This window comes from Streptomyces halobius, from assembly GCF_023277745.1.
Lineage (GTDB): Bacteria > Actinomycetota > Actinomycetes > Streptomycetales > Streptomycetaceae > Streptomyces > Streptomyces halobius.
Genome location: NZ_CP086322.1, coordinates 4,445,591 through 4,466,838, shown reverse-complemented (window position 1 = coordinate 4,466,838; position 21,248 = coordinate 4,445,591). Strand labels below are relative to the sequence as shown.

The following is a 21,248-nucleotide window of genomic DNA, read 5'->3' as shown; positions in this document are numbered from 1 at the left end:
AAGTCGCGGCATGCCTATGCCATACGGATCCCGCGGCGGCATGGCGTTCGGCGCCGAAGAGTTGCGTGTCCTCCGTCGCGCCCTCGCCCATGCCTTGCAGTCGACGTCCCACCCCGCCCCGCCGTCCGCCCTCCGCCCGCAGGGGGCGGACGACAACCAGGACTATCTCCGGCTGGCCGAGGCGGTGGACGAGGCGGTCCGCGAAGGTGGCCGGCTGCGCACCTTCCTGCGCGCCGACCTCGCCCGCTACCGCGACGCCCTGCCCGGCTCGGCCGCCGGCTACCTCGCACGGCTCCGGGAGGCCCTCAGGGGCGGCTACGTCCCCGGGCCCGCCGACCTCGCCGCCCTGCGCGACCTCAGCACACGGTGCGCCGGAGCAGCCGAGAGCGACAGCCGTACCACCCTGCTCCGCCACTGCGAGCGGCTCGCCGAGCGCTCGGTGCGCACCCGGCTGCACGCGCTGCCCGGCGGACGCTCGGCGCACGAGCCGGAGCGCGAGCGGAAGCGTGAGCCGGAGCGGGAGGGCGCGCCGCGGCCGGCCCGGCGCCCGGAGCCGAAGCCCCGGCCGAAGACCCCGCGGCGGGACCGCCCCGTCCCCACGCCCGGTGAGGTCTTCCCGCCCCGCCGCAAGCCCACCCCGCCCCCCGAAAGCCGCACCGCCTGAGCGCTGCGTACCCTGGCTGCGTACGTCTCGTCAGGCTCACGCCTCAAAAGGAGGCCCCACGTCCATGGACTACGTCGCAGCGCTGCTTCCGCCCGTCGTGATGGCCGTGGCCTTCACCGCTCTGATCGTGACGATCGTGAAGAGCCAGGGCGGCCAGAACAAATCCAAGGAAGACGCCGCCGTGGACGCCGCAGTCCACCGCACCGAAGCGGCGGCGGTACACCAGGAACCCAACGCACACGGCGCCTGAACAGGCCGCCGCTTATTCACGCGGCAGGTGCGCACGGTACGACCCGGGATTGCCTGCCTCGGGTCGTACATCCTTTTCCCGCACAAACGCAACGAGATCAACCGGCATTCGCGACATCTCCCACTATTCTTCTTAGTGTGCCGAGAGCCTTGGGTGATCTGGAAGACGCGGTGATGACGCGGGTCTGGGAGTGGAACCGCCCGGTCACCGTTCGCGAAGTCCTGGAAGATCTGCAGAAGGAACGGTCGATCGCCTACACGACGGTGATGACCGTATTGGACAACCTGCATCAGAAGGGCTGGGTGCGCCGCGAAGCAGAAGGCCGCGCCTATCGATATGAGGCGGTCTCCACTCGCGCCGCCTACTCGGCCGCACTGATGAACGAAGCCTGGTCCGCCAGTGACAACCCCGCCGCCGCTCTTGTCGCCTTCTTCGGCATGATGTCGCCGGAACAACGACAAGCACTGCGGGATGCCGTACGGATGGTTCAAGTCGATGAACCGCCGGAAGCGGACGATCCCGCGGAAGTCGGTGAACGGGAACCCGCACGGGATGCGGAAGCAGAAGCGGCGGCCACATCCGCCGACGGGGAAGAACCCGACGCGGGCACCGCCGACAAGGAGCGATAGCGTCCGGGCATGCCTCCGCATTCAAAAGGGCTCACCGTCCGCCGCGCCAGGACCGGCGATGTGCCCGCCGTGCGCCGCCTCATCGACGCCTACTCGCGTGACGGGATCCTGCTCGACAAAGCCACCGTCACGCTTTACGAGGACATCCAGGAGTTCTGGGTGGCCGAGCGGGACGAAGATGGCGAGGTGGTCGGCTGCGGGGCGCTCCACGTGATGTGGGAAGACCTGGCCGAGGTGCGCACTCTCGCGGTGGATCCGCAGCTCAAGGGGTCCGGAGTCGGCCACCAGGTCCTGGACAGGCTGCTGCGTACCGCGCGCCGGCTCGGAGTACGGCGCATTTTCTGTCTCACCTTCGAAGTCGACTTCTTCGTCAAGCACGGCTTCGTGGAGATCGGCGAGACTCCGGTAGACGGTGATGTCTACAGTGAGCTCCTGCGTTCCTATGACGAGGGCGTTGCCGAGTTCCTCGGTCTCGAACGAGTGAAGCCCAACACCCTGGGTAACAGCCGCATGCTTCTGCACCTGTGATCAGTGTTCTATGTCCGAATCGCTCCCCTATCTCATGGGTACGGAAGCAAGTGTTCCCCGGCCGGGCGGCAACTGAACCCTACCCAAGGGTTTGTGTTTTTCCCGGAAAAGCGGTTTGCTTTCTGTGTAATCCGCATTCGATGAAAGGGATTCCCGGTGGCACAGAAGGTTCAGGTTCTTCTTGTCGACGACCTCGACGGCGGCGAGGCGCACGAGACCGTGACGTTCGCTCTCGACGGCAAGTCCTACGAGATCGACCTCTCCGACGCCAACGCGGAGAAGCTGCGTGAGTCTCTCGCGGAGTTCGTGAAGTCGGGCCGCAAGACCGGTGGCCGTTCCGGCGGCCGCGGCAAGGGCCGTACGGCTTCCGCGGCCGGCAGCCAGGACACCGCGAAGATCCGTGCGTGGGCCAAGGAAAACGGCTACAGCGTCAATGACCGCGGCCGTGTTCCCGCCGACATTCGCGAGGCATACGAGAAGGCCAACGCCTGATCGCCGCGCGCGCGATCCGATTGACAATCACGAGCACGCAGCAGCCGGGCCCGGTGGCATTCCGTCGCTGCCGTGCTCACGAGTCGCACGAGATCGGGGGCGCCCCCACCGTCCCCGTTTCCCGCCCCGGCCGCCATGAGCCGCGGAGCGGGCAGGGAATTCACCATCTCGCGGCCGGGCTCGGGAGGCCGCAACCATCCGGCGGCCTCCCGTGAGCCGAATCCGGGGGATGACGGCATGACGTACGGGCCGTTCGACGGCCTGTACGACGGCGGTGCCGCGGTGGGGAGCGACGGGGCGGGCACCCGCTCTCCGGTTCCCCGCGCGGTGAGATCCGGCGCCAGGGCGCCCCATTCCAGCCATTCCAGGATTCCGGGAAGTTCCTCGGCGCCGCCGGCCGCGATCAGCATGAGCAATTTCGGCCGATGAACCGTGTGTTTCCCGCCCCCTCCGGCCCGCAGCAGCGCCACCGGACCGGTGTACGGAAGCCGCCGCAGTACGGCGCTCCCCGCGTCGGCCGGCATCTCCAGGACGTCGAAGCACACCCCCGTGAGCAGCTCCACCGGCTCCGTGCCGGTGGTCGGCCAGCCCAGCTCGTCCTCGTACCACCGGCGGACGGCGGCAAGAGGCGTACGGGGTCGCGGAAGGGCGCGGGCCATGCACGGTGCAACTCCTCCGCACCCGTGAAGTTACGCTGGGTTGACAGGCAAATACCCAGGGTGCGCGAAGGAGGGGGCGTGAAGGCGCGCTCAGTGGCGTGTTGATGTTCGCCCGTAGCGGATGGAAGGGCCCCGCGCCGCATGGAGTGTCAGTGGCAGCGGGTAGGACAGTCTCAGTGGGGAAAAACGGTGTGACCGCGCATAATGCGCGCCGCTCGTGCTGACGGCGGGCGGTGGCCGGGTGTGTCGACGGCCCTCGCGTTCGCCATGGGCGTAGTAGCGGAGGGCGTATATGCCTGGCCTGCGGGAACATCGTCTCGCACCATCGAGTTGGAGCAGATGTCAGCTGTTCGGCAGGCAGTAAATTTCCCCGCCAGCGCGGGGTGATCCGGACGGGTGTCGGCAGTTGGAATGAGCTGTCCCGCCCCGCGGGACTAGCATGCGGAAGGACAGGGAGGGGATCGTCCCCGATCTTTCTGACCGCTCTGAGGAGCGATTAACGATGTTCGAGAGGTTCACCGACCGTGCGCGGCGGGTTGTCGTCCTGGCTCAGGAAGAAGCCCGGATGCTCAACCACAACTACATCGGCACCGAGCACATCCTCCTGGGCCTGATCCACGAGGGTGAGGGTGTCGCCGCTAAGGCCCTGGAGAGCCTCGGGATTTCGCTCGAGGCGGTCCGCCAGCAGGTGGAGGAGATCATCGGCCAGGGCCAGCAGGCCCCGTCCGGGCACATTCCCTTCACCCCCCGTGCCAAGAAGGTCCTGGAGCTGTCGCTCCGGGAGGCCCTCCAGCTCGGCCACAACTACATCGGCACCGAGCACATCCTGCTCGGCCTGATCCGCGAGGGCGAGGGCGTCGCCGCCCAGGTCCTCGTGAAGCTGGGCGCCGATCTCAACCGGGTGCGGCAGCAGGTCATCCAGCTGCTCTCCGGCTACCAGGGCAAGGAAGCCGCCACCGCCGGCGGCCCGGCCGAGGGCACCCCCTCGACCTCGCTCGTCCTGGACCAGTTCGGGCGCAACCTGACCCAGGCCGCCCGGGAAACCAAGCTCGACCCGGTCATCGGGCGCGAGAAGGAAATCGAGCGGGTCATGCAGGTGCTGTCCCGCCGTACCAAGAACAACCCGGTCCTCATCGGCGAGCCCGGCGTCGGCAAGACGGCGGTCGTCGAGGGCCTGGCGCAGGCCATCGTCAAGGGCGAGGTGCCCGAGACCCTCAAGGACAAGCACCTCTACACCCTCGACCTCGGTGCCCTGGTCGCCGGCTCCCGCTACCGCGGTGACTTCGAGGAGCGCCTGAAGAAGGTCCTCAAGGAGATCCGCACCCGCGGCGACATCATCCTGTTCATCGACGAGCTCCACACCCTGGTGGGTGCGGGCGCCGCCGAGGGCGCGATCGACGCCGCCAGCATCCTCAAGCCGATGCTGGCGCGGGGCGAGCTGCAGACCATCGGTGCCACCACGCTCGACGAGTACCGCAAGCACCTGGAGAAGGACGCGGCCCTGGAGCGCCGCTTCCAGCCCATCCAGGTCGCGGAGCCGTCGCTGCCGCACACCATCGAGATCCTCAAGGGCCTGCGGGACCGCTACGAGGCGCACCACCGTGTCTCCATCACGGACTCCGCGCTGGTCGCCGCGGCCACCCTCGCCGACCGCTACATCTCCGACCGCTTCCTGCCGGACAAGGCGATCGACCTGATCGACGAGGCCGGCTCCCGGATGCGGATCCGCCGCATGACCGCACCGCCGGACCTGCGCGAATTCGACGAGAAGATCGCCGATGTGCGCCGGGAGAAGGAGTCCGCGATCGACTCGCAGGACTTCGAGATGGCCGCGGGCCTGCGCGACAAGGAGAAGCAGCTCCTGGCCGCCAAGGCGAAGCGGGAGAAGGAGTGGAAGGCCGGCGACATGGACGTCGTCGCCGAGGTGGACGAGGAGCTGATCGCCGAGGTCCTGGCCACGGCCACCGGCATCCCCGTCTTCAAGCTCACCGAGGAGGAGTCCTCGCGGCTGCTGCGGATGGAGGACGAGCTGCACAAGCGCGTCATCGGCCAGAAGGACGCCATCAAGGCGCTCTCCCAGGCCATCCGCCGTACCCGTGCCGGCCTGAAGGACCCGAAGCGTCCCGGTGGCTCGTTCATCTTCGCCGGCCCGTCCGGTGTCGGTAAGACCGAGCTGTCCAAGACGCTCGCGGAGTTCCTGTTCGGCGACGAGGACGCGCTGATCTCCCTCGACATGTCGGAGTTCAGCGAGAAGCACACGGTCTCGCGGCTGTTCGGTTCGCCTCCCGGCTACGTCGGCTACGAAGAGGGCGGCCAGCTCACCGAGAAGGTGCGCCGCAAGCCGTTCTCCGTCGTGCTCTTCGACGAGGTCGAGAAGGCCCACCCGGACATCTTCAACTCGCTGCTGCAGATCCTGGAGGACGGTCGGCTGACCGACTCCCAGGGCCGGGTCGTGGACTTCAAGAACACGGTCATCATCATGACGACCAACCTCGGCACCCGGGACATCTCCAAGGGCTTCAACCTCGGCTTCGCGGCCCAGGGCGACACCAAGTCCACCTACGAGCGGATGAAGAACAAGGTCAACGAAGAGCTCAAGCAGCACTTCCGCCCCGAGTTCCTCAACCGTGTGGACGACACCGTCGTCTTCCACCAGCTGACCGAGGACGACATCATCCAGATCGTCGACCTCATGATCGCCAAGGTGGACGAGCGGCTCAAGGACCGCGACATGGGCATCGAGCTCAGCGGCGACGCCAAGAAGCTGCTCGCCAAGCGCGGATACGACCCGGTGCTCGGCGCCCGGCCGCTGCGCCGCACGATCCAGCGGGAGATCGAGGACGCCCTCTCGGAGAAGATCCTCTTCACCGAGCTGCGTCCGGGCCACATCGTGGTCGTCGATGTCGAGGGCGAGGGTGAGACAGCCAAGTTCACCTTCCGCGGCGAGGAGAAGTCGGCCCTGCCGGACGCCCCGCCGATCGAGTCCGCCGCCGGCGGCTCGGGCCCGAACCTGAGCAAGGACGCCTGAGGCGCCCGGCATACGGCAAGGCGACTGCCCCGGAACCGTTACCCACGGTTCCGGGGCGGTGCCGTATCCGGACGGTGCCGTATCTGCGCGGTGCCGGGCCGTGTTCCCCGTGGGAACGGCCCGCTACTGGATGACCCGGATGCCGTCAGGGACACCGGTCACCGGCGGAAGCCGACGGCCGACCCTGAGGGTGTCCAGTTTGGGGAAGGCCGACAGCCACTCCATCGAGGCGCCCAGGTCATAGGCGAGCCACAGCCGGGTCAGGCCCTCGGCCGGGGCGATGCCCTCGATGAGCTGCTCGGGGGTGAAGTGCCCGGCGATCCGCAGATGCGGGCGGCCGCCGAGTCGGCGCAGGGTGTGCAGCTCCTCCAGATCGGTGACCGGGAAGTACAGCTCCTCCGGTTCGAGGTGGGCGATGATGTCGCGGGCGTAGCGGGCGGTGTCGTAGTGCCGCCAGGCCCCCGCGAGCTGTGCCCGGATGTCGTGGTGCGCGCGGTCCCGCAGACCCGTCAGATAGTCGATGGCCATGTCGTCGGCGATGGAGGTCGCGGTGATGGCGAGCAGGAGGGCCTCGTCGTCGGAGGCATGCGCGGGGTCGGGCAGCATCTCCAGCACGATCGACCCGATCCAGCCCAGGGCGCGGGCCGCGGCGGGCGTGCTGGGCCGCACCATGTCCCGGGTGAAGCGCCGCACCCGGGCCCGGACGTCCGGGGCCAGCTCGGCCGCGTGTTCCAGGCAGGCGGCCGCCAGCAGCTTGCGGTGCCGGGCCTCGGCGGCGCGGATGCCCGCGTGCGGGGCCAGCAGGCCGTCCAGGAGGGCCGCACACTCGTCGGGCCGGGCCAGGGCCACCGCCATCCGTATGACGTCCTCCCAGGCGTCATGGTGGGCATGCTCCAGCAGCAGCGCGAAGTCGTGCTGCTGGACGGTGGCACGCGCCGCGAGATAGTCCTGAAAGGTGCGGTGGACGAAGTCGACCGTGCTCGGGGTGGGCTCCCGCAGCAGCCCGGTCCGGTTGAGGAGGTGGCGGAAGACCTCCTCCGGGCCGCCCTGACGGGCCGCGTCCGGGACGGCGGGCAGATGCGCGGCGAGGGTCGCGATGGCCGTCTCCCGGTCCATCTCCGAACGCCCGTTGATCAGCATCCAGTGGGCGAGCTTCTGCAGCAGCTGGATCTTGGGCTGCCGGGTCAGCTCCACACCGTCCGTAGGGACCATCGCCCGCTCCCGGTCCCGCCGCTCCAGCAGCATCGACAGCGCGGCGTCGTACAGCTCCTTACGGCCATGGGGCAGATAGCCGCGCCGGTCGCGGTGCAGTGCGCACAGCAGCCCGCACATCAGCGGGTTGGTGGCCAGCCGGCCCAGGTCGCGGGTGATGCGGACGGCGTTGAGCAGGGTGTGCTCGTAGTGGCCGAGGCGGTCGAGGTCGGCGGGGTTCTGCTGGGCGGCGGCCCGGTGCCAGCGCTGGATGAACGCGGCCACGTCCTCGCGGCTCATCGGCGCCAGGGACAGCTCGGTGAAGCCGTCGTCGGCGAGCCACTCGTACGGGACGGCGGAGGGGCGGGACGTGACGATGCAGACGGTGTCCGGGTAGCGGGCCGCCCAGTCACGGAGCCGGCCGCGCACCGCCTCGCGGTCGTCCTCCGGGGCCTCGTCGATCCCGTCGATCAGCAGCAGCGCCCGGCCCTGGCTCAGGACGCGCTCGGCCCAGCCGTCGGGCTGGGCGCCGGAGAGCGGGCACCCGACGGCGGCGAGGAAGCGGTCGGGGGTGGGCAGGGCGCCGCCGGAGCGGGTGAGGGTGCGCAGGGGGAGGACGAAGGGGATGCGGCCGTAGAGGTGGGGGAGGGGGGTGTCGGCGGGGTCCTTGGTGCAGGAGACGGCCAGCCAATGGATGAGGGTCGTCTTGCCGGAGCCGGCGACGCCGCGCAGCAGGACGCGGTCGAAGTCGGCGAGGGCCCGGTCGGCGCGTTGGGGCGGAAGGGGTGGGCCCCCGCCGACCAGCCACTCGTCGGAGAGTCCGAACGCAGTGCGCGGCCGCGGGCTTGTCGCCCCCAGGCTCAGATAGGTGGAGTCCAGCGGCCACCGGTCCGGGGAGTGGGCGAGGTCGATGCCGTAGATGGTCAGGCGGCTGTGCTTGCGGGCGATGTAGGGGAGGTAGGTGCGCTCGAAGGCGAGGTCGGCGGTCCGCGGGGACGGGTGCCCGTCCAGGAACTCGTCGATCTTGGTGATGACGCCGTCCAGGGTCCGGGTCTGCTCGACCAGGGTGCGGGCCACGAACGTCGACCGCTGGGTGAAGAAGTGCACGATGTGCAGGCAGGCCGTGCCGAGCAGGGCGTGATGCAGCAGCTCGGCGTCCCGGGAGAGGGCGCGGGGGGTGTGCGGGGCGGCGAGGGCGAGGCGTTCGGCGAGGGCGCTGTGGCCGAGCAGGACGGCCTGTACGTCGTCCATGTCCAGCTCGCCGAGGCCGCGCAGGGTGGTGGCGAGGGCGTCGGCCAGGGCGGATTCCTCGTCCTCGGGGAGGGGGCGTTCGCCGGGGCCGGCGGCCCGTACGGCGCGGGTCACCAGCTCCGCCGCCAGTTTGCGCAGGTCCTTGTCGGAGAGGGTCCGCTTCTCGCCCTTGAAGGAGACCAGTCCGGAGATCCTTACGGGCCGCGTCACCAGCCCGGCCCCCGGCCCCTCCTTGACGAACAGCTTCCTGACGAGCGGTGCGACGACGCCGGAGGCGAGCCGTATCCCGACTGCTGACGGTTCCATCGCGCGGACGGCCTCCCCCGTGGCTGCTGACGTTGCCTCAGCCAGGTTACGCGCCCGCCGGCGGACAGGTGGCCTATTCGACTAATTCCGGCTTTTCGAGTAACCCATGTCACGTTATCCAGGTCACAAAATGCTTCACCGAATGTGGGTCAGGGCTTATGTGCCGGTGACATGGCACACATGGAATTGGCCGCCTACTAGAAAAGGTAGGGGATTATGGGGATGGGGTGGCGGGGATCGCGGCGGTACCGCCGGAGGGTGCGCGGCGCTCTGGGGTGCACCGACAAAACGCCAGGTCAGAGAGTATGTGACCACGAGTGGAGTGGTCGTGGTAAGCGGATTCGGCCGCCCGCTATGACCTGAATTACATTCCGTTGGATACGGCGTCGGGTAGTAGCGAAGAGAGTTTGGCGGGTTGCTGAATGCGGGTTACCAAGGGATGGCCAACCCGGACCGCAGCCGGGATAGGCGAATCAATTCCTGATTCCAGATCCCTGGAGGAAATAACCCGCATGTCGAAGTTCGCCGCCATCCGCAATTCCAAGAAGCCCGCTCTGCACACCCGCGTCGCCGTGGTGGCCGCCGGTCTGGGCATGACCGCCGCCCTCGGCGCCGGTGTCGCCAACGCCGCCGGATCCAACCTGACGAATGTCGCCTCGGGTGTCGCCCCGGCGCTCAGCAAGCAGGCCGACGCGCAGGTCAAGGCCGCCGCCGACGCAAAGAAGGCCGCGAAGGCCCAGCAGGCCAAGGCCGCCGCCAAGAGGGCCGCAGCGAAGAAGGCCGGCGCCTGGGTGGCCCCGCTCGACAAGTACACCCTCGGCTCGACCTTCGGCCTGGCCGGCAACATGTGGTCGGCCAAGCACAGCGGCCAGGACTTCGTCGTGCCGTCCGGTACCCCCGTGAAGTCCGCGTCCAAGGGCACCGTGGTGAAGGCCGGCCCCAACGGCGGCGGCGACGGCCCGGCGTACGGCAACGCCATCGTGATCAAGCACGCCAACGGCAAGTACACCCAGTACGCGCACCTGTCAGCGATACACGTCCAGGTCGGCCAGAAGGTCGGCACCGACCAGAAGATCGGTCTGGTCGGCTCCACCGGCAACTCGTCCGGCCCCCACCTGCACTTCGAGGTCCGTACCGGTCCCAACTACGGGACGGGCATCGAGCCGACCGGATTCCTGCGGGCTCACGGCGCTTCCGTCTGAGTCGAGTCCGGCCGGGCTGGCCGGCGGCCCGGCGGGTTGGCCGCCGTGACCAGTTCTGTGGCGACCCTGAGGAGGGCCTCGCGCTTTTCCTCGGGGTCGCCCGCTACGTTCTGCATCGCGAACATGCCCGCGTGCATCGAGAGCAGCGCCGTGATGCAGCGCACCTGATCCACCAGCTCGGAGTCGGGCTCCCGGAGGAAGTCGAAGAGGGGCCGACGCCCATGTCCTTCATCTCGACGCTGTTCTGGGCGATCAGCTGGACCCGAAGAGCCTTCCTGTGGGGCGCGGCGATCAGCGTCATCGGCTTCGCCGCGGCCCGGTTCCTCAAGGAGGGTCTCGCTGCGTGGCGCCCCGCCGAGGCACCGACGGGCGGGGACGCCCGCCCCGGCGGACCGGGCGGTCGCGGAGACCGTCTGAGAACCGGCCCCCGACAAGGGCCAGACGGCGACCACCAGAACTCAGGCATATACGCCGGGGGCCGCTCGCCGTCTGGCCTTCGCCATGTGGCCTTCGTCATCGAGCCTTCGCCGTGGAGCCATCGCCGCGTGGCCCTGGAAGAGGGAAACGCCCCGTCACCGATCCGGAAGCTGGATCACCGGGAAGCTGCCCGTGGACGTCGGAGCGTTCTCCGGCAGCCACAGGACGGAGACCGCACCGGTCGACCCATCCGTCAGCGCGTCCGCGTTACGGAACGTCAGCCGGGCCCCCAGCACCCGCGCCTGACCGGCCGCGATCGTCAGCCCCAGCCCGTGACCACGGCCCGACCGATCACTGCTGCCGGTACGGAACCGGCTCGGCCCCTCCCGCAGCAACGCCTCCGGAAAGCCCGCGCCGTGATCACGAACCCGCAGCATCCGGCCCTCGACGGTCACCTCTATCGGCGGTTCGCCGTGCCGCGACGCATTGGCGATGAGATTCCCCAGAATCCGCTCCAGGCGACGCGGATCCGTCGTGACCTCCGCGTCCCGTACGACATCGATGCTGATATCCGGGTCGAGGGAACGCACCCGGCGGGTGACGAACTCGCCGAGGGCGACGTCCTGCAGCTCGGCCCGCTCCGCATAGCCGTCCAGCCGCGCCACCTCCAGCACATCCTCGACGAGCGTGCGCATCGCCTGCGCCCGGTCCCGTACCAGCTCGGACGGCCGGCCCGGCGGCAGCAGCTCGGCCGCGGTCAGCAGACCGGTGACCGGCGTCCGCAGCTCGTGCGCGATATCCGCGGTCACCCGCCGCTCCGCCTCGATGCGCTCCTGGAGGGCGTCCGACATCGCGTCCACGGCCCACGCCAGATCATCGGTCTCATCCCGGACCCGGCCACCGACCTCGTCACGGATACGGACCGAGGTGTCGCCGTCGGCCAGCCTGCCCACCGCGGCCGCCGCCGTCCGCAGCCGCTTCGAGAGCCGCCCGCCGACCAGCACACCCAGCGCACACCCGCCGACCACCACCGCCGCCGAACCGATGAGCAGCGCCTTGTCCAGATCGTCCAGAACGGCGAACTGGTCCGGGTCCCGGCCGTGCATCGACAACACCCGGCCGTCGCCGAGCGGCGTCGCCGCCCACACCTCGGGGACGGTCTCCCCGGTGTCCTGGAGGTAGGTGGCACGTTCACCCGCGCTGACCTTGTCCCGCAGCTCCCGCGGCAGCGCCGGATCGTCGATCTTCGCGCCGAACTGCAGCCGATGGGTGGACTCGAAGAACTTCTGCGTGAAATCCAGCTGCTTGATCTGCATGTCCCGGCTGTTGTCGAGCATCGAACTCCGGGCCTCGTTATGCACGACAAGGCTCAGCGCGACCGCGACCAGCGCTCCGACGAGCGCGATCGCGGCACTGAGCTTCCACCTCAGACCCGTCCGCAGGGCCACCCTGACCACCGCGGGCGTCAGCCTCTCAGCTTGTATCCGAAGCCACGGACCGTCTCGATCCGGTCCTGGCCGACCTTGCCGCGCAACCGCTGCACATGGACGTCCACGACCCGGGTGTCACCGCCCCAGCCGTAATCCCACACCCGCTCCAGCAGCCGGTCCCGCGACAGCACCGTCCCCGGCGCATGCGAGAACTCCAGCAGCAGACGCATCTCGGTCGGCGTCAGCGCCACCGGGCGGCCATCTTTGCGGACCTCCATGCCCTCGGTGTCCACCTCAAGATCACCGAAGCGCAGCACCGCCTCGGCGGGCACCTCCGGCTCCACCGCGCCCGCACCCGTGCCCTCCGGACCGCTCGCATGCCCGAAACGGCGCAGCACCGCCCTTATCCGGGCGACCAGCACCGCACCGTCGAACGGCTTGGTCACATAGTCATCGGCACCCGCCTCCAGGCCGAGCACCACATCGATCGAGTCGGCACGCGCCGACAGCATGATCACGGGGACCGTGGACTCATCACGGATCCGACGGCACAGACTCACCCCGTCGAGCCCCGGCACCATCACATCCAGCAGCGCGATGTCCGGACGGTTGGCACGGAACGCCTCCAGCCCCGCCAGCCCGTCGGGCATCGCGGTCACCGCGAAACCGTCCCGCTCCAGCGCCAGCTGGGTGGCCTCGCGGATCACATCGTCGTCCTCGACAAAGAGCACATGGGTATCGGCCATGCGGTTGTCTCAATCCTCCGATCCCGTGCCGTCCTCCGGCGCCGCGCCGTCGACGGTGGTCTTGCTGTAATCGGTATGACGATGGGCGTACTCGACGAAACGCCCGTCCGCCCAACGGTAGGTCGTCACATCCTCACCGGATGGGCAGCACACCTTGTCACCCGTCTTGTAGGTGTGCGTGGAGACCTCCAGCTCGTCCTTGTCGACCCCGGCGTTGACCGACGGCTGCTCATCGGCGAACACATTCTCGTAGCCGCCCGGCGCGCCCTTGTCCCTACGGTAGACGTACGAGCCGATACCCACGGAGTCCGCACAGGTGATCACGTTCACGATCACATCGGGAGACTTGGCGCCGGTCAGCGACGCATACGTCACCTCCACCGGATACGCGTCGGCCGCACACGGCTTGGCCAGCGACTTCTTCACATAGCCGCCGACCTTCGGGTCCGCCTTCAGCAGCGCCACCGCGTCGACCTTGCGATAGCCGGCCGACGGCGTCGGCCCGGGCGCGGCACTCAGCGACCCATGGGGCCCCGGAGTGCTGCTCGCCGCCCCCTCGGTGCGCACCCCGTCGCTCCCCGGATTGCATCCGGCCAGCAAAAGACCGACGGCGGCCACCCCCGCCGTGGCCGCGCCGCCTTTGGTCAACCCGCTCCTGGTCAACCTGTTCCTGGACAATCCGCTCCCGCTCACCGTGCCGCTCGCACAGCCGCTGCTCCCGCCGCTGTTCCTGGGGTGGTTGTGGCGCGTAACCCTGTGCGCCGTGTCGTGGACCCTGAGGCAGGCGCCGACCGCCGTGCCGAGACACCCGCTGTCCTGATCACACCACTATGGCGCAGCACGGCCGTGCCCGCCGATGCGTGTACCGATGTGCGTGCCGGTCGGGCTGCCGGCGTACGCGCCGACTCGTCTGTCGGCGTGCGTGGCGCCGACCTGGCCGCTGACGTATCTGCCGACCTGCCGGCCGGTCCGGCCGCCGGACCGGCCATCCCCGGGTTCCGTGGGCCGCCGGTGCCGGTCAGGCCGCGCACCGCTCCCGCTCCTGCTCGCCACGCTCCAGGATCCGCGCGTCGATGTCGCGGTTCTCCAGCTCCTGACGCAGCCGGGCCAGCGCGCGGTGCAGCGTGCTCTTGACCGTTCCGGTGGACATACCGAGCGCCGCGGCGGTCTCCTCGGTGCTCATCTGCTCCCAGTGCCGCAGTACCACGACGCTGCGCTGCTTCGGAGCCAGCACCCCGAGGATGTCCATCAGCAGGGCACGGTCGGCCCGCTGCTCGGTGCCGTCGTCCACACTCGCGTCCGGGAGCTGCTCGGTGGGCACCTCCTCCAGCTTGCGCGCCCGCCACCACTCCGTCCGAGTGTTGATCATGACGCGGCGGAGGTAGGCGTCCGCCAGCGACTTGTCCGCTATGCCGTCCCAGCGGCCGTAGGTGCGGACCAGGGCCGTCTGGAGCAGGTCCTGGGCGTCGACCGGGTCGGGCACCAGACGCCGGGCACTGCGCAGCAGAGCCTCCTGCCGCGTACGTACGTACTCTTCGAAGTCCAGTACCTTGCCGCCGCTGGTCGCCATCTCGACGCCTCCGATCCGCTTTGCGTTCCCCACGTTGACTGCGCTGGCAGTCATCTCCAGCACGGGGGAGACGCTACGGAGGGGGTGTTGCGACGTAATGTGCGTCGGCCCCACAGCGAATGCACGGAAATCCCTCGGTTGTGTAACAGCGCTCCAGGGGTCATACCTCGGACGGACGGAGGGCCCTGGCGGGTCATACTCCGGGCGGACGGGTACCCCCGCCGGAAGACCTATGAGCGATCGGGTGGCCGCGTCCGGCTCGGGTGGGCAGCGATCGAGCCTGTTCGGGGGCGCTTTTCGGCCGGTCGGGCGGGCGTTTGTGACGAGTCGGTGTTACGGACGGACGTGCCGGACCGGACGCCACCGAGGCTCGCGGGGGCCGCCGCGCCACAACTGCTTGCGAACGCAGCACACCATCCACCTCACCGCCGCGACTGTCGCCATCACCGCTACATCACCGCAGCTCGCGGCAACGGGCGTGACGTCTGCGGCAGGCGGAAGGGGTTGCCTCGTCCCCTGCCGACAGCAGGGCGGCCTACGTCTGCGGCAGGCGGTATCGGCCACCGCTGAGCGGCTCGACGAGACCGTCCGCTACCAGCCCGTCCAGCGCACGGGCCCGCTGCACGGGCTCGTCCCAGACCGCGTCCAGCACGACCTGCGGCACCGGCGACGCGGCCTCCCGCAGGACGGCGAGCAGCTTGCCGCGCACCTGACGGTCGGTGCCGGCGTACGTCTGGGTACGGCGCGCCGGGCCCTCGTGCGCCGGACAACCGGCCAGGCGCCACGCGCACTGTGTGGCGATCGGGCAGCGCACACACTCGGGGCCGCGCGCCGTGCACACCAGCGCGCCCAGCTCCATCGTGGCCGCCGCCCAGCGCGCCGCGAGCGTCTCGTCCCGGGGCAGCAGCGCGCGGGCGAGCTTGCGTTCGGCGGCGGTGGTGGCGTTCGGCGGGTACTGACGGCCGACGACGGCGCGCGCGAACACGCGGCGCACATTGGTGTCCAGCACCGCATGCCGCTGCCCGTACGCAAAGGATGCGACGGCGGCGGCCGTGTACTCACCGACGCCGGGGAGCGCCAACAACTGGGCGTGCTCGCGCGGTACATCGCCGCCGTGCCGCTCTTGTATGGCGGACGCGGCGGCGTGCAGGCGCAGCGCGCGCCGCGGGTAGCCGAGCCGGCCCCAGGCGCGGACCGCCTCGCCCGGCGCCTCGGCGGCCAGGTCGGCGGGGCGCGGCCAGCGGGCCAGCCACTGCTCATACACCGGCAGCACTCTGCTGACCGGCGTCTGCTGCAGCATGAACTCGCTGACCATCACGCCCCAGGCACCCGCCTCGGGGCGGCGCCAGGGAAGATCGCGGGCATGCTCGGCGAACCAGTCGGTGACCGGGCCGTGCAGGCCGGTCCCATCGGCGGTCTCCGCGGCCGGAACGACGGAAACGGTCTCGGTGGCGGCGGACGGGGCGGTGGTGGTGGCAGGAGTCGAAGTCATGGCACCACCGATCCTGGCACGCCGACCGGCACCCGCGTAACGCACCGGGCCCGCCCCGCCGCGCGCCCACCCGCACGCAGCACGGCCGGACACGCACGGGTGGGGGCTTACCGCCGGTACGACGGGCAACGGTTTACCGCCGGGCGCGCGCGACCGGCCGACGGCACAACGCGAACGCGCCGAGGATCCCCGAGCCCGTGGCCGAGGATCCCCGAGCCCGTACCGAGGGTCCTTGAGCCCGTCCGGCCTTCCCTCTGCCCGGCCAACGTCCACCGTCCGCCCACCGGCGGACCGACCCGACCACTGATCACCCGCTCATTCACCGACGCACCCCGACCACCGCTGCGACGCACCCGACCACCGCTGCCGCGACCGTCACACCCAACCCTCACGTCACGACTGCCGCACCCTGTCCTGCCCACTGCCCGGCCCCTGCGACTGCCGCACCCTGCCCTGCCCATTGCCCGGACCTCCTGCCCGACTGCCCCGACCACTGACCCGTCCGCTGAAGTTATCCACAGACCGCCGCCTCCGCCTCACCCTTATCCACAGACTCACCCGGCGATTACGATCCGAGGGAACGAATTACGCTCCGTAATCGTTGCCGTAACAAGTGAAGGCGGCGGGCGAGGCGGGCGAGACAGCGAACATGGCGGAGACGAGCGGTCAGACATGGCGGAGACGAGCCGTAGGGGCGGTGCGCGCGGCGCGAGGGAAGGCACGAGCGGCGCAGCGGAAGGCGCGCACGGCGCGCGGGTAGGTGCCAGCGGTGCGCCGGACGACGCGAGTGTCGGGGCCGGAGGCGCGAACGGCGCGGCGGGGGCGGGCGACGAGGCGAGGGCGGGCGGCACGGCCTGCCCGGAGGGGATCCTCCGGGCGCTGGCCGCGCATACGACGATGACGCTGGCGTACGCGGACGAGGACGGACCGCAGGCGTGCGCGGTGCTGTACGCGGCAGAGGTGACCGCGGCAGAGGTGACAGAGGGCGCTGCGGGGGCAGGTGCGGCTGCGAGTGCTGGAGAGAATGCCGCGGAGGCGGTGCGGCAGGGCGGGGCCGTGGGTGCCGGGCCTGCGGTTGTCGGCGCCGGGCCCGCGCTGTACTTCGTCAGCGCGACCACGACGCGGCACGGCCGGGCCCTCGCGGAGCCCGGCGCGCGGGTGGCGTTCACGGCACAGAAGGACGGCCAGGAGTGGAGCGGGCTGACCGGCCTGCAGGGGCGGGGCGGCTGCCGCCCGCTGTCCGGCGCCGAGCGAGCGGCCGGCTGGCGGGTCTACACCGAGCGCTTCCCCTTCGTCGAGGCCAGTGAGCAACTCCGCGCGGCCTTGGAGCGGACCACGCTGTGGGAGCTGCGTCCCGACTGGCTGCGGCTGATCGACAACGGCCAGGGCTTCGGGCACAAGGAGGAGTGGCGGCGATGAGCTCAGGCCCGATGAGCTCAGGCCCGTGGAAGGGGATGTGGCGGCGGTAGAGACGAGAGGGGCGGGTGTGGCAGTAGTGACGTGAGGGTTGGGTGTGACGGTGGTGATGCAGGTGTCTGGTGTGGCGATGGTGATGTGGGTGTTTGGTGTGGCGATGGTGATGTGGGTGTTTGGGTGTGGCGGGAGTGATCCGGGTTTTTGGATGTGGCGGTGGTGATGTGAGGGGTGGGTGTTGTGGTGGTGGCGGGGAGGGGGGCTTGGCGGGGGTGTGGAGGGGGTGTGAGGGGGGTGGGGGAAAGCGGTCGGGGGTGCGTCTCCGGGCTGATGATGGGAAAAGTTGCAGCTTTGTGCGGCGGGTAGTGGCCGGTGCGGCTTCGGATCTCTCGTAGAGTTTCCGCGTGGGATCACTGCGCAATCCGATCGGGCCGCTTCCCTCCTCCATCTACTGGCGGCGGAGGGCCGTTGCGCTGGCCATCGTCGCACTGCTCATCCTCCTGGTCGTGTGGGCGCTCAACTTGGGCGGAAACACCGGGAAGACGGCCAATGAGGGCAAGGGTGCCAAGGGCTCCGGGCCTGCGGCGTCGATCACGCCCGGCCCCTCCGGTACCGGGCCGGCGATCAGTCAAAAGCCAGGCGGGCGTGACACTTCGGGCGGCGGCGGTGAATCGGGCTCGGACTCCGGCGGGGGAGCGGGGGCTTCGGGCGGCGGCGCCGGATCGGGTGGCGCCGGCGACGGTTCCGGCTCCGGCGGGAGCCTGCCGATCGGCGAGGGCCCGGGTAGTGACGTGGTACCGGCCGGCTCGCCGCTCCCCAACTGCACATCCGGGACAGGAAAGTTGACGTTGCGCAGCGTCAAGGACTCCTACCGGCCGGACGAGAAGCCGAAGTTCGAGCTGATCGTGAAGAACACGGCGGGTTCCGCCTGCAAGGTGGACCTTGGCCGGAAGGCCACGGTGCTCACCATCACCGACGACACCGCGGATGACGACCGGGTGTGGGCCTCCGACGACTGCCCGTCGGGTACCGGCTCCGCGCTGCTGCAGGTTCCGGCCAAGGACTCCGTGAAGCGCACCATCGAGTGGGACCGCCGGGCGAGCGCCCCTCAGTGCGCGACGCCGAGCGCGGCCGCGGTCCCGGCCGGCAAGTACCGCATCGAGGCCGAGGTGCCGGGACTGTCCCCGGTCCACACGTACTTCGTGCTCGCCAAAGGGTGAGCACGTACGTGCACCGTCCCGTGCACTGTCCCTGCCGGCAGAGTCCTCGCCAAGGGTGAGCGCCTGCTTCGTGCTTGCCGTGGGCTGAGTGGCTGGTTTCAGCCCCTGACTACCCACCGGGTGTCGGCCCACCGGGTGTCGGCCGGACCGGGTCTCGGCCCACCGGACGTGGGCCGGACCGGATCCGCCCGGATCCCGTCAACCGCCCGGAGGCGTCGTCACCTGTCCGCTCGTCGGCGGTGCCTCGCCCGTCCCGGCGCACCCGCCCACCCCGGAACCCCGCTCTGTGCTCATTACGCTGAGAGCGTGTTGGCTGGCCCGGTTGGTGGGCCTGGGGGCACAGTCGCGTCATGAGGCTACTGATGCTGGGTGGTACGGAGTTCGTGGGGCGGGTGGTCACGGAGGCCGCGCTGGCGCGGGGTTGGCAGGTGACGGTGTTCCACCGCGGGCACCACGCCGCGCCGGAAGGTGCGACGGACCTGCGGGGCGACCGTGGGGACGGGGCGGGCTCGCGGCCCTGGAGCGGGGCGAGTGGGACGTCGTCGTCGACACCTGGACCGGCGCGCCGTCGGCCGTACGGGACGCGGCGCGGCTGCTGGCCGGGCGGGTCGGGACGTATGTGTATGTCTCCAGCCGGTCGGTGTACGCGTTTCCGGCGGCGCCTGGGCTGGATGAGGAGGGCCCGCTGGTGACCGGCTCCCCGGACGCCACGGACGCCGACGACTACGCGCGCGCCAAGCGGGGCGGCGAGCTGGCCGCGACCGAGGTGTTCGGGGACCGGGCGCTGCTGCTGCGGGCGGGACTGATCCTCGGGCCCTACGAGAACCTCGGGCGGCTGCCGTGGTGGCTGGCCCGGATCGCCCGCGGCGGCCCCGTCCTCGCCCCCGGCCCGCGGGAGCTGGCCCTGCAGTACATCGACGCCCGCGACCTCGCCGCATGGGCGCTGGAGGCGGTACGGGCGGGCCTGGGCGGCGCGTACAACGTGGTCAGTGCGCCGGGGCACACCACGATGGTCGAGCTGCTGGAGAGCTGTGTGAGGGCCACCGGCTCGGACGCCGAACTGCGCTGGGCCGCGCCGGAAGACGTGCTCGCCGCCGGTATCGAGCCATGGACGGAGCTGCCCATCTGGCTGGCGCCGGGCGAGCTCTACGACGCGATCCACGGCGGCGATGTGTCCAAGGCCCTTGCCGCCGGGCTGGAATGCCGTCCCGTCGGCGAAATCGTGGCGGACACCTGGGCCTGGCTCCAGGCCGTCGGTGGGGCCGCGCCGCAGCGGCCCGACCGGCCCGCGCACGGCCTCTCAGCGGAGAAGGAGGCGCGGGCGCTGCGCGGGTGAAGTGGCGGCGGCCACGGCTCGTACGGGGAGCCGTAACTCGTACGGGGAGCCGTAACTCGTACGGGGAGCCGTAACTCGTACGGGGATCCGTGGCTGGTGAGGGGGCATGCGTATCGGGCCGGACGCGCTGAGGGCACCCGGTGAAGCCCGGGCGTGCTCAGACCGGCGAGAGGCCCACAGGGCTAGACGTACCGCTCCAGGATCGACGACTCCGCCAGGCGGGACAGGCCCTCGCGTACCGAGCGGGCGCGGGCCTCGCCGACGCCGTCGACCGTCTGGAGGTCGTCCACGCTCGCCGCGAGCAGCTTCTGCAGGCCGCCGAAGTGGTCGACGAGGCGGTCGATGACCGTGCCGGGCAGCCGGGGGACCTTCGCCAGCAGGCGGAAGCCGCGCGGGGAGACCGCGGAGTCCAGTGTTTCGGGGGCGCCGCTGTAGCCCAGAGCGCGGGCCACGATGGGGAGTTCGAGCAGTTCGGTGTGGCTGAGCGCGTCCAGTTCGGAGAGCGCCTCGGCGACCGTGCGGGAGCGCTTGGCGGTCGGCTCGGGGACGTAGTCGCGGACGACCAGTTCGCGCTCGGGCTCGACGCCGGCGATCAGCTCGTCGAGCTGGAGGGTGAGCAGCCGGCCGTCCGTGCCCAGCTCGACGACGTACTCGGCGATTTCCGTGGCGATCCGGCGGACCATTTCCAGCCGCTGGGCGACGGCGGTGACATCGCGGACGGTCACCAGATCCTCGATCTCCAGGGCGGAGAGGGTGCCGGCGACCTCGTCGAGGCGGAGTTTGTAGCGCTCCAGGGTGGCGAGGGCCTGGTTGGCGCGCGAGAGGATCGCGGCCGACTCCTCCAGGACGCGGCGTTCGCCGTCGACGTAGAGGGCGATCAGGCGCATGGACTGGCTGACGGAGACGACCGGGAAACCCGCCTGGATCGAGACGCGCTGGGCGGTGCGGTGGCGGGTGCCGGTCTCCTCCGTCGGGATGGAGGCGTCCGGGACGAGCTGCACTCCGGCCCGGAGGATCTTGGTGATGTCCTTGTCGAGGACGAGGGCGCCGTCGAGTTTGCACAGCTCGCGCAGACGGGTCGCGGTGAACTCCACGTCCAGTACGAAGCCGCCGGTGCACATGGACTCGACGGTTTTGTCGAAGCCCAGCACTATCAGCCCGCCGGTGTTGCCGCGGAGGATGCGCTCCAGGCCGTCGCGCAGCGCGGTGCCGGGCGCAACGGCGCTCAGTGAGGCGCGCATCAGGCTGTCGGTGCCGGAGCTTCCACCCGACCTGCCGGGAGACGATGCCCGGTCGTTGGCTGCCACTGCACTCCTCCGTCGCACGGTCTGTCGGTCCACGGCCGCCCGGCACCTGCCGGGGTGACGTACCAGAGGAGCGTACGTGGCCGACGGCAGGACTGCGATGACGGGCGAGACCAGGGC

The 21,248-nt window shown here is 70.3% G+C and carries 18 protein-coding genes and 1 pseudogene; 10 read left to right on the top strand and 9 right to left on the bottom strand.

The features are described from left to right. Nucleotides 1-10: 10 nt before the first annotated feature. The 5 genes from K9S39_RS20315 (at nt 11) to K9S39_RS20295 (ending at nt 2,563) form a co-directional block, all read left to right on the top strand. On the top strand, nt 11-664 hold the full coding sequence (locus K9S39_RS20315; protein WP_248864790.1) for a hypothetical protein: 654 nt from the start codon (nt 11-13) through the stop codon (nt 662-664). A 64-nt stretch (nt 665-728) separates the two neighbouring features. After that, the gene (locus tag K9S39_RS20310) at nt 729-914 is read left to right on the top strand and encodes a hypothetical protein (RefSeq protein ID WP_248864789.1); all 186 of its coding nucleotides are present in this window, start codon (nt 729-731) and stop codon (nt 912-914) included. Nucleotides 915-1,087: 173 nt separating this feature from the next. Next, entirely contained in the window at nt 1,088-1,543 is a 456-nt protein-coding gene (locus K9S39_RS20305) for a BlaI/MecI/CopY family transcriptional regulator (protein ID WP_248868869.1), read from the top strand. Nucleotides 1,544-1,552: 9 nt separating this feature from the next. Then, entirely contained in the window at nt 1,553-2,071 is a 519-nt protein-coding gene (locus tag K9S39_RS20300) for an amino-acid N-acetyltransferase (protein ID WP_248864788.1), read from the top strand. 156 nt (nt 2,072-2,227) lie between these two features. Beyond that, nucleotides 2,228-2,563: a histone-like nucleoid-structuring protein Lsr2 gene (locus K9S39_RS20295; RefSeq protein WP_248864787.1), complete on the top strand. Its 336-nt coding sequence runs from the start codon at nt 2,228-2,230 to the stop codon at nt 2,561-2,563. Here K9S39_RS20295 and K9S39_RS20290 read toward each other — a convergent pair. Then, complete coding sequence (locus K9S39_RS20290; RefSeq protein WP_248864786.1) at nt 2,494-3,222, bottom strand: SCO3374 family protein; 729 nt, start codon at nt 3,220-3,222, stop codon at nt 2,494-2,496. The two genes, K9S39_RS20295 and K9S39_RS20290, sit on opposite strands and share 70 nt — an antisense overlap. A gap of 502 nt (nt 3,223-3,724) precedes the next feature. On the opposite strand from K9S39_RS20290, the gene K9S39_RS20285 reads away from it, so the two are divergent. Next, nucleotides 3,725-6,250 carry an ATP-dependent Clp protease ATP-binding subunit gene (locus K9S39_RS20285; protein WP_248864785.1) on the top strand — a complete coding sequence of 842 codons (2,526 nt, stop codon included), beginning with the start codon at nt 3,725-3,727 and terminating at the stop codon, nt 6,248-6,250. Between the two features lie 123 nt (nt 6,251-6,373). Here K9S39_RS20285 and K9S39_RS20280 read toward each other — a convergent pair whose 3' ends face one another. After that, nucleotides 6,374-8,998, bottom strand: coding sequence for an NACHT domain-containing protein (locus K9S39_RS20280; protein WP_248864784.1), 2,625 nt, complete (start codon nt 8,996-8,998; stop codon nt 6,374-6,376). Between the two features lie 512 nt (nt 8,999-9,510). Here K9S39_RS20280 and K9S39_RS20275 point away from each other — a divergent pair. Continuing rightward, complete coding sequence (locus K9S39_RS20275) at nt 9,511-10,200, top strand: M23 family metallopeptidase (RefSeq protein ID WP_248864783.1); 690 nt, start codon at nt 9,511-9,513, stop codon at nt 10,198-10,200. Here the strand turns inward: K9S39_RS20275 and K9S39_RS20270 are convergent. The 6 genes from K9S39_RS20270 to K9S39_RS20245 all read right to left on the bottom strand — a co-directional run bounded on the left by K9S39_RS20270 (nt 10,182) and on the right by K9S39_RS20245 (nt 15,855). Further along, on the bottom strand, nt 10,182-10,373 hold the full coding sequence (locus tag K9S39_RS20270; protein ID WP_406707976.1) for a hypothetical protein: 192 nt from the start codon (nt 10,371-10,373) through the stop codon (nt 10,182-10,184). The genes K9S39_RS20275 and K9S39_RS20270 overlap by 19 nt on opposite strands. 399 nt (nt 10,374-10,772) lie before the next feature. Then, entirely contained in the window at nt 10,773-12,074 is a 1,302-nt protein-coding gene (cseC, locus tag K9S39_RS20265) for a two-component system sensor histidine kinase CseC (RefSeq protein WP_248864782.1), read from the bottom strand. An 8-nt stretch (nt 12,075-12,082) separates the two neighbouring features. Beyond that, complete coding sequence (gene cseB / locus K9S39_RS20260; RefSeq protein ID WP_248864781.1) at nt 12,083-12,793, bottom strand: two-component system response regulator CseB; 711 nt, start codon at nt 12,791-12,793, stop codon at nt 12,083-12,085. 9 nt (nt 12,794-12,802) lie between these two features. Next, nucleotides 12,803-13,441, bottom strand: a complete 639-nt coding sequence (locus K9S39_RS20255) for an LppP/LprE family lipoprotein (RefSeq protein WP_248864780.1) — start codon at nt 13,439-13,441, stop codon at nt 12,803-12,805. 370 nt (nt 13,442-13,811) lie between these two features. Continuing rightward, on the bottom strand, nt 13,812-14,417 hold the full coding sequence (locus tag K9S39_RS20250; protein WP_406707975.1) for a SigE family RNA polymerase sigma factor: 606 nt from the start codon (nt 14,415-14,417) through the stop codon (nt 13,812-13,814). Between the two features lie 481 nt (nt 14,418-14,898). Further along, on the bottom strand, nt 14,899-15,855 hold the full coding sequence (locus K9S39_RS20245; protein ID WP_248864779.1) for an HhH-GPD family protein: 957 nt from the start codon (nt 15,853-15,855) through the stop codon (nt 14,899-14,901). Between the two features lie 672 nt (nt 15,856-16,527). Between K9S39_RS20245 and K9S39_RS20240 the strand changes: the two genes are divergently transcribed. The 3 genes and pseudogenes from K9S39_RS20240 to K9S39_RS20230 all read left to right on the top strand — a co-directional run bounded on the left by K9S39_RS20240 (nt 16,528) and on the right by K9S39_RS20230 (nt 19,824). After that, complete coding sequence (locus K9S39_RS20240; protein ID WP_248864778.1) at nt 16,528-17,274, top strand: hypothetical protein; 747 nt, start codon at nt 16,528-16,530, stop codon at nt 17,272-17,274. 398 nt (nt 17,275-17,672) lie between these two features. After that, nucleotides 17,673-18,488: a hypothetical protein gene (locus K9S39_RS20235; protein WP_248864777.1), complete on the top strand. Its 816-nt coding sequence runs from the start codon at nt 17,673-17,675 to the stop codon at nt 18,486-18,488. Between the two features lie 362 nt (nt 18,489-18,850). Next, nucleotides 18,851-19,824 (top strand): annotated as a pseudogene (locus K9S39_RS20230) (NAD-dependent epimerase/dehydratase family protein). Nucleotides 19,825-20,006: 182 nt separating this feature from the next. Here K9S39_RS20230 and disA read toward each other — a convergent pair. Beyond that, nucleotides 20,007-21,131 carry a DNA integrity scanning diadenylate cyclase DisA gene (disA, locus tag K9S39_RS20225; RefSeq protein ID WP_248864776.1) on the bottom strand — a complete coding sequence of 375 codons (1,125 nt, stop codon included), beginning with the start codon at nt 21,129-21,131 and terminating at the stop codon, nt 20,007-20,009. Between the last annotated feature and the right edge of the window lie 117 nt (nt 21,132-21,248).

Bases quoted from the DNA above. Each gene is read 5' to 3' on its own strand.
- K9S39_RS20245 (WP_248864779.1), bottom strand. From the start codon at position 15,855: ATGACTTCGACTCCTGCCACCACCACCGCCCCGTCCGCCGCCACCGAG.
- K9S39_RS20240 (WP_248864778.1), top strand. From the start codon at position 16,528: ATGGCGGAGACGAGCCGTAGGGGCGGTGCGCGCGGCGCGAGGGAAGGC.
- K9S39_RS20280 (WP_248864784.1), bottom strand. From the start codon at position 8,998: ATGGAACCGTCAGCAGTCGGGATACGGCTCGCCTCCGGCGTCGTCGCA.
- K9S39_RS20285 (WP_248864785.1), top strand. From the start codon at position 3,725: ATGTTCGAGAGGTTCACCGACCGTGCGCGGCGGGTTGTCGTCCTGGCT.
- K9S39_RS20250 (WP_406707975.1), bottom strand. From the start codon at position 14,417: ATGACTGCCAGCGCAGTCAACGTGGGGAACGCAAAGCGGATCGGAGGC.
- K9S39_RS20310 (WP_248864789.1), top strand. From the start codon at position 729: ATGGACTACGTCGCAGCGCTGCTTCCGCCCGTCGTGATGGCCGTGGCC.
- K9S39_RS20300 (WP_248864788.1), top strand. From the start codon at position 1,553: ATGCCTCCGCATTCAAAAGGGCTCACCGTCCGCCGCGCCAGGACCGGC.
- K9S39_RS20315 (WP_248864790.1), top strand. From the start codon at position 11: ATGCCTATGCCATACGGATCCCGCGGCGGCATGGCGTTCGGCGCCGAA.
- K9S39_RS20275 (WP_248864783.1), top strand. From the start codon at position 9,511: ATGTCGAAGTTCGCCGCCATCCGCAATTCCAAGAAGCCCGCTCTGCAC.
- K9S39_RS20290 (WP_248864786.1), bottom strand. From the start codon at position 3,222: ATGGCCCGCGCCCTTCCGCGACCCCGTACGCCTCTTGCCGCCGTCCGC.
- cseB (WP_248864781.1), bottom strand. From the start codon at position 12,793: ATGGCCGATACCCATGTGCTCTTTGTCGAGGACGACGATGTGATCCGC.
- K9S39_RS20305 (WP_248868869.1), top strand. From the start codon at position 1,088: ATGACGCGGGTCTGGGAGTGGAACCGCCCGGTCACCGTTCGCGAAGTC.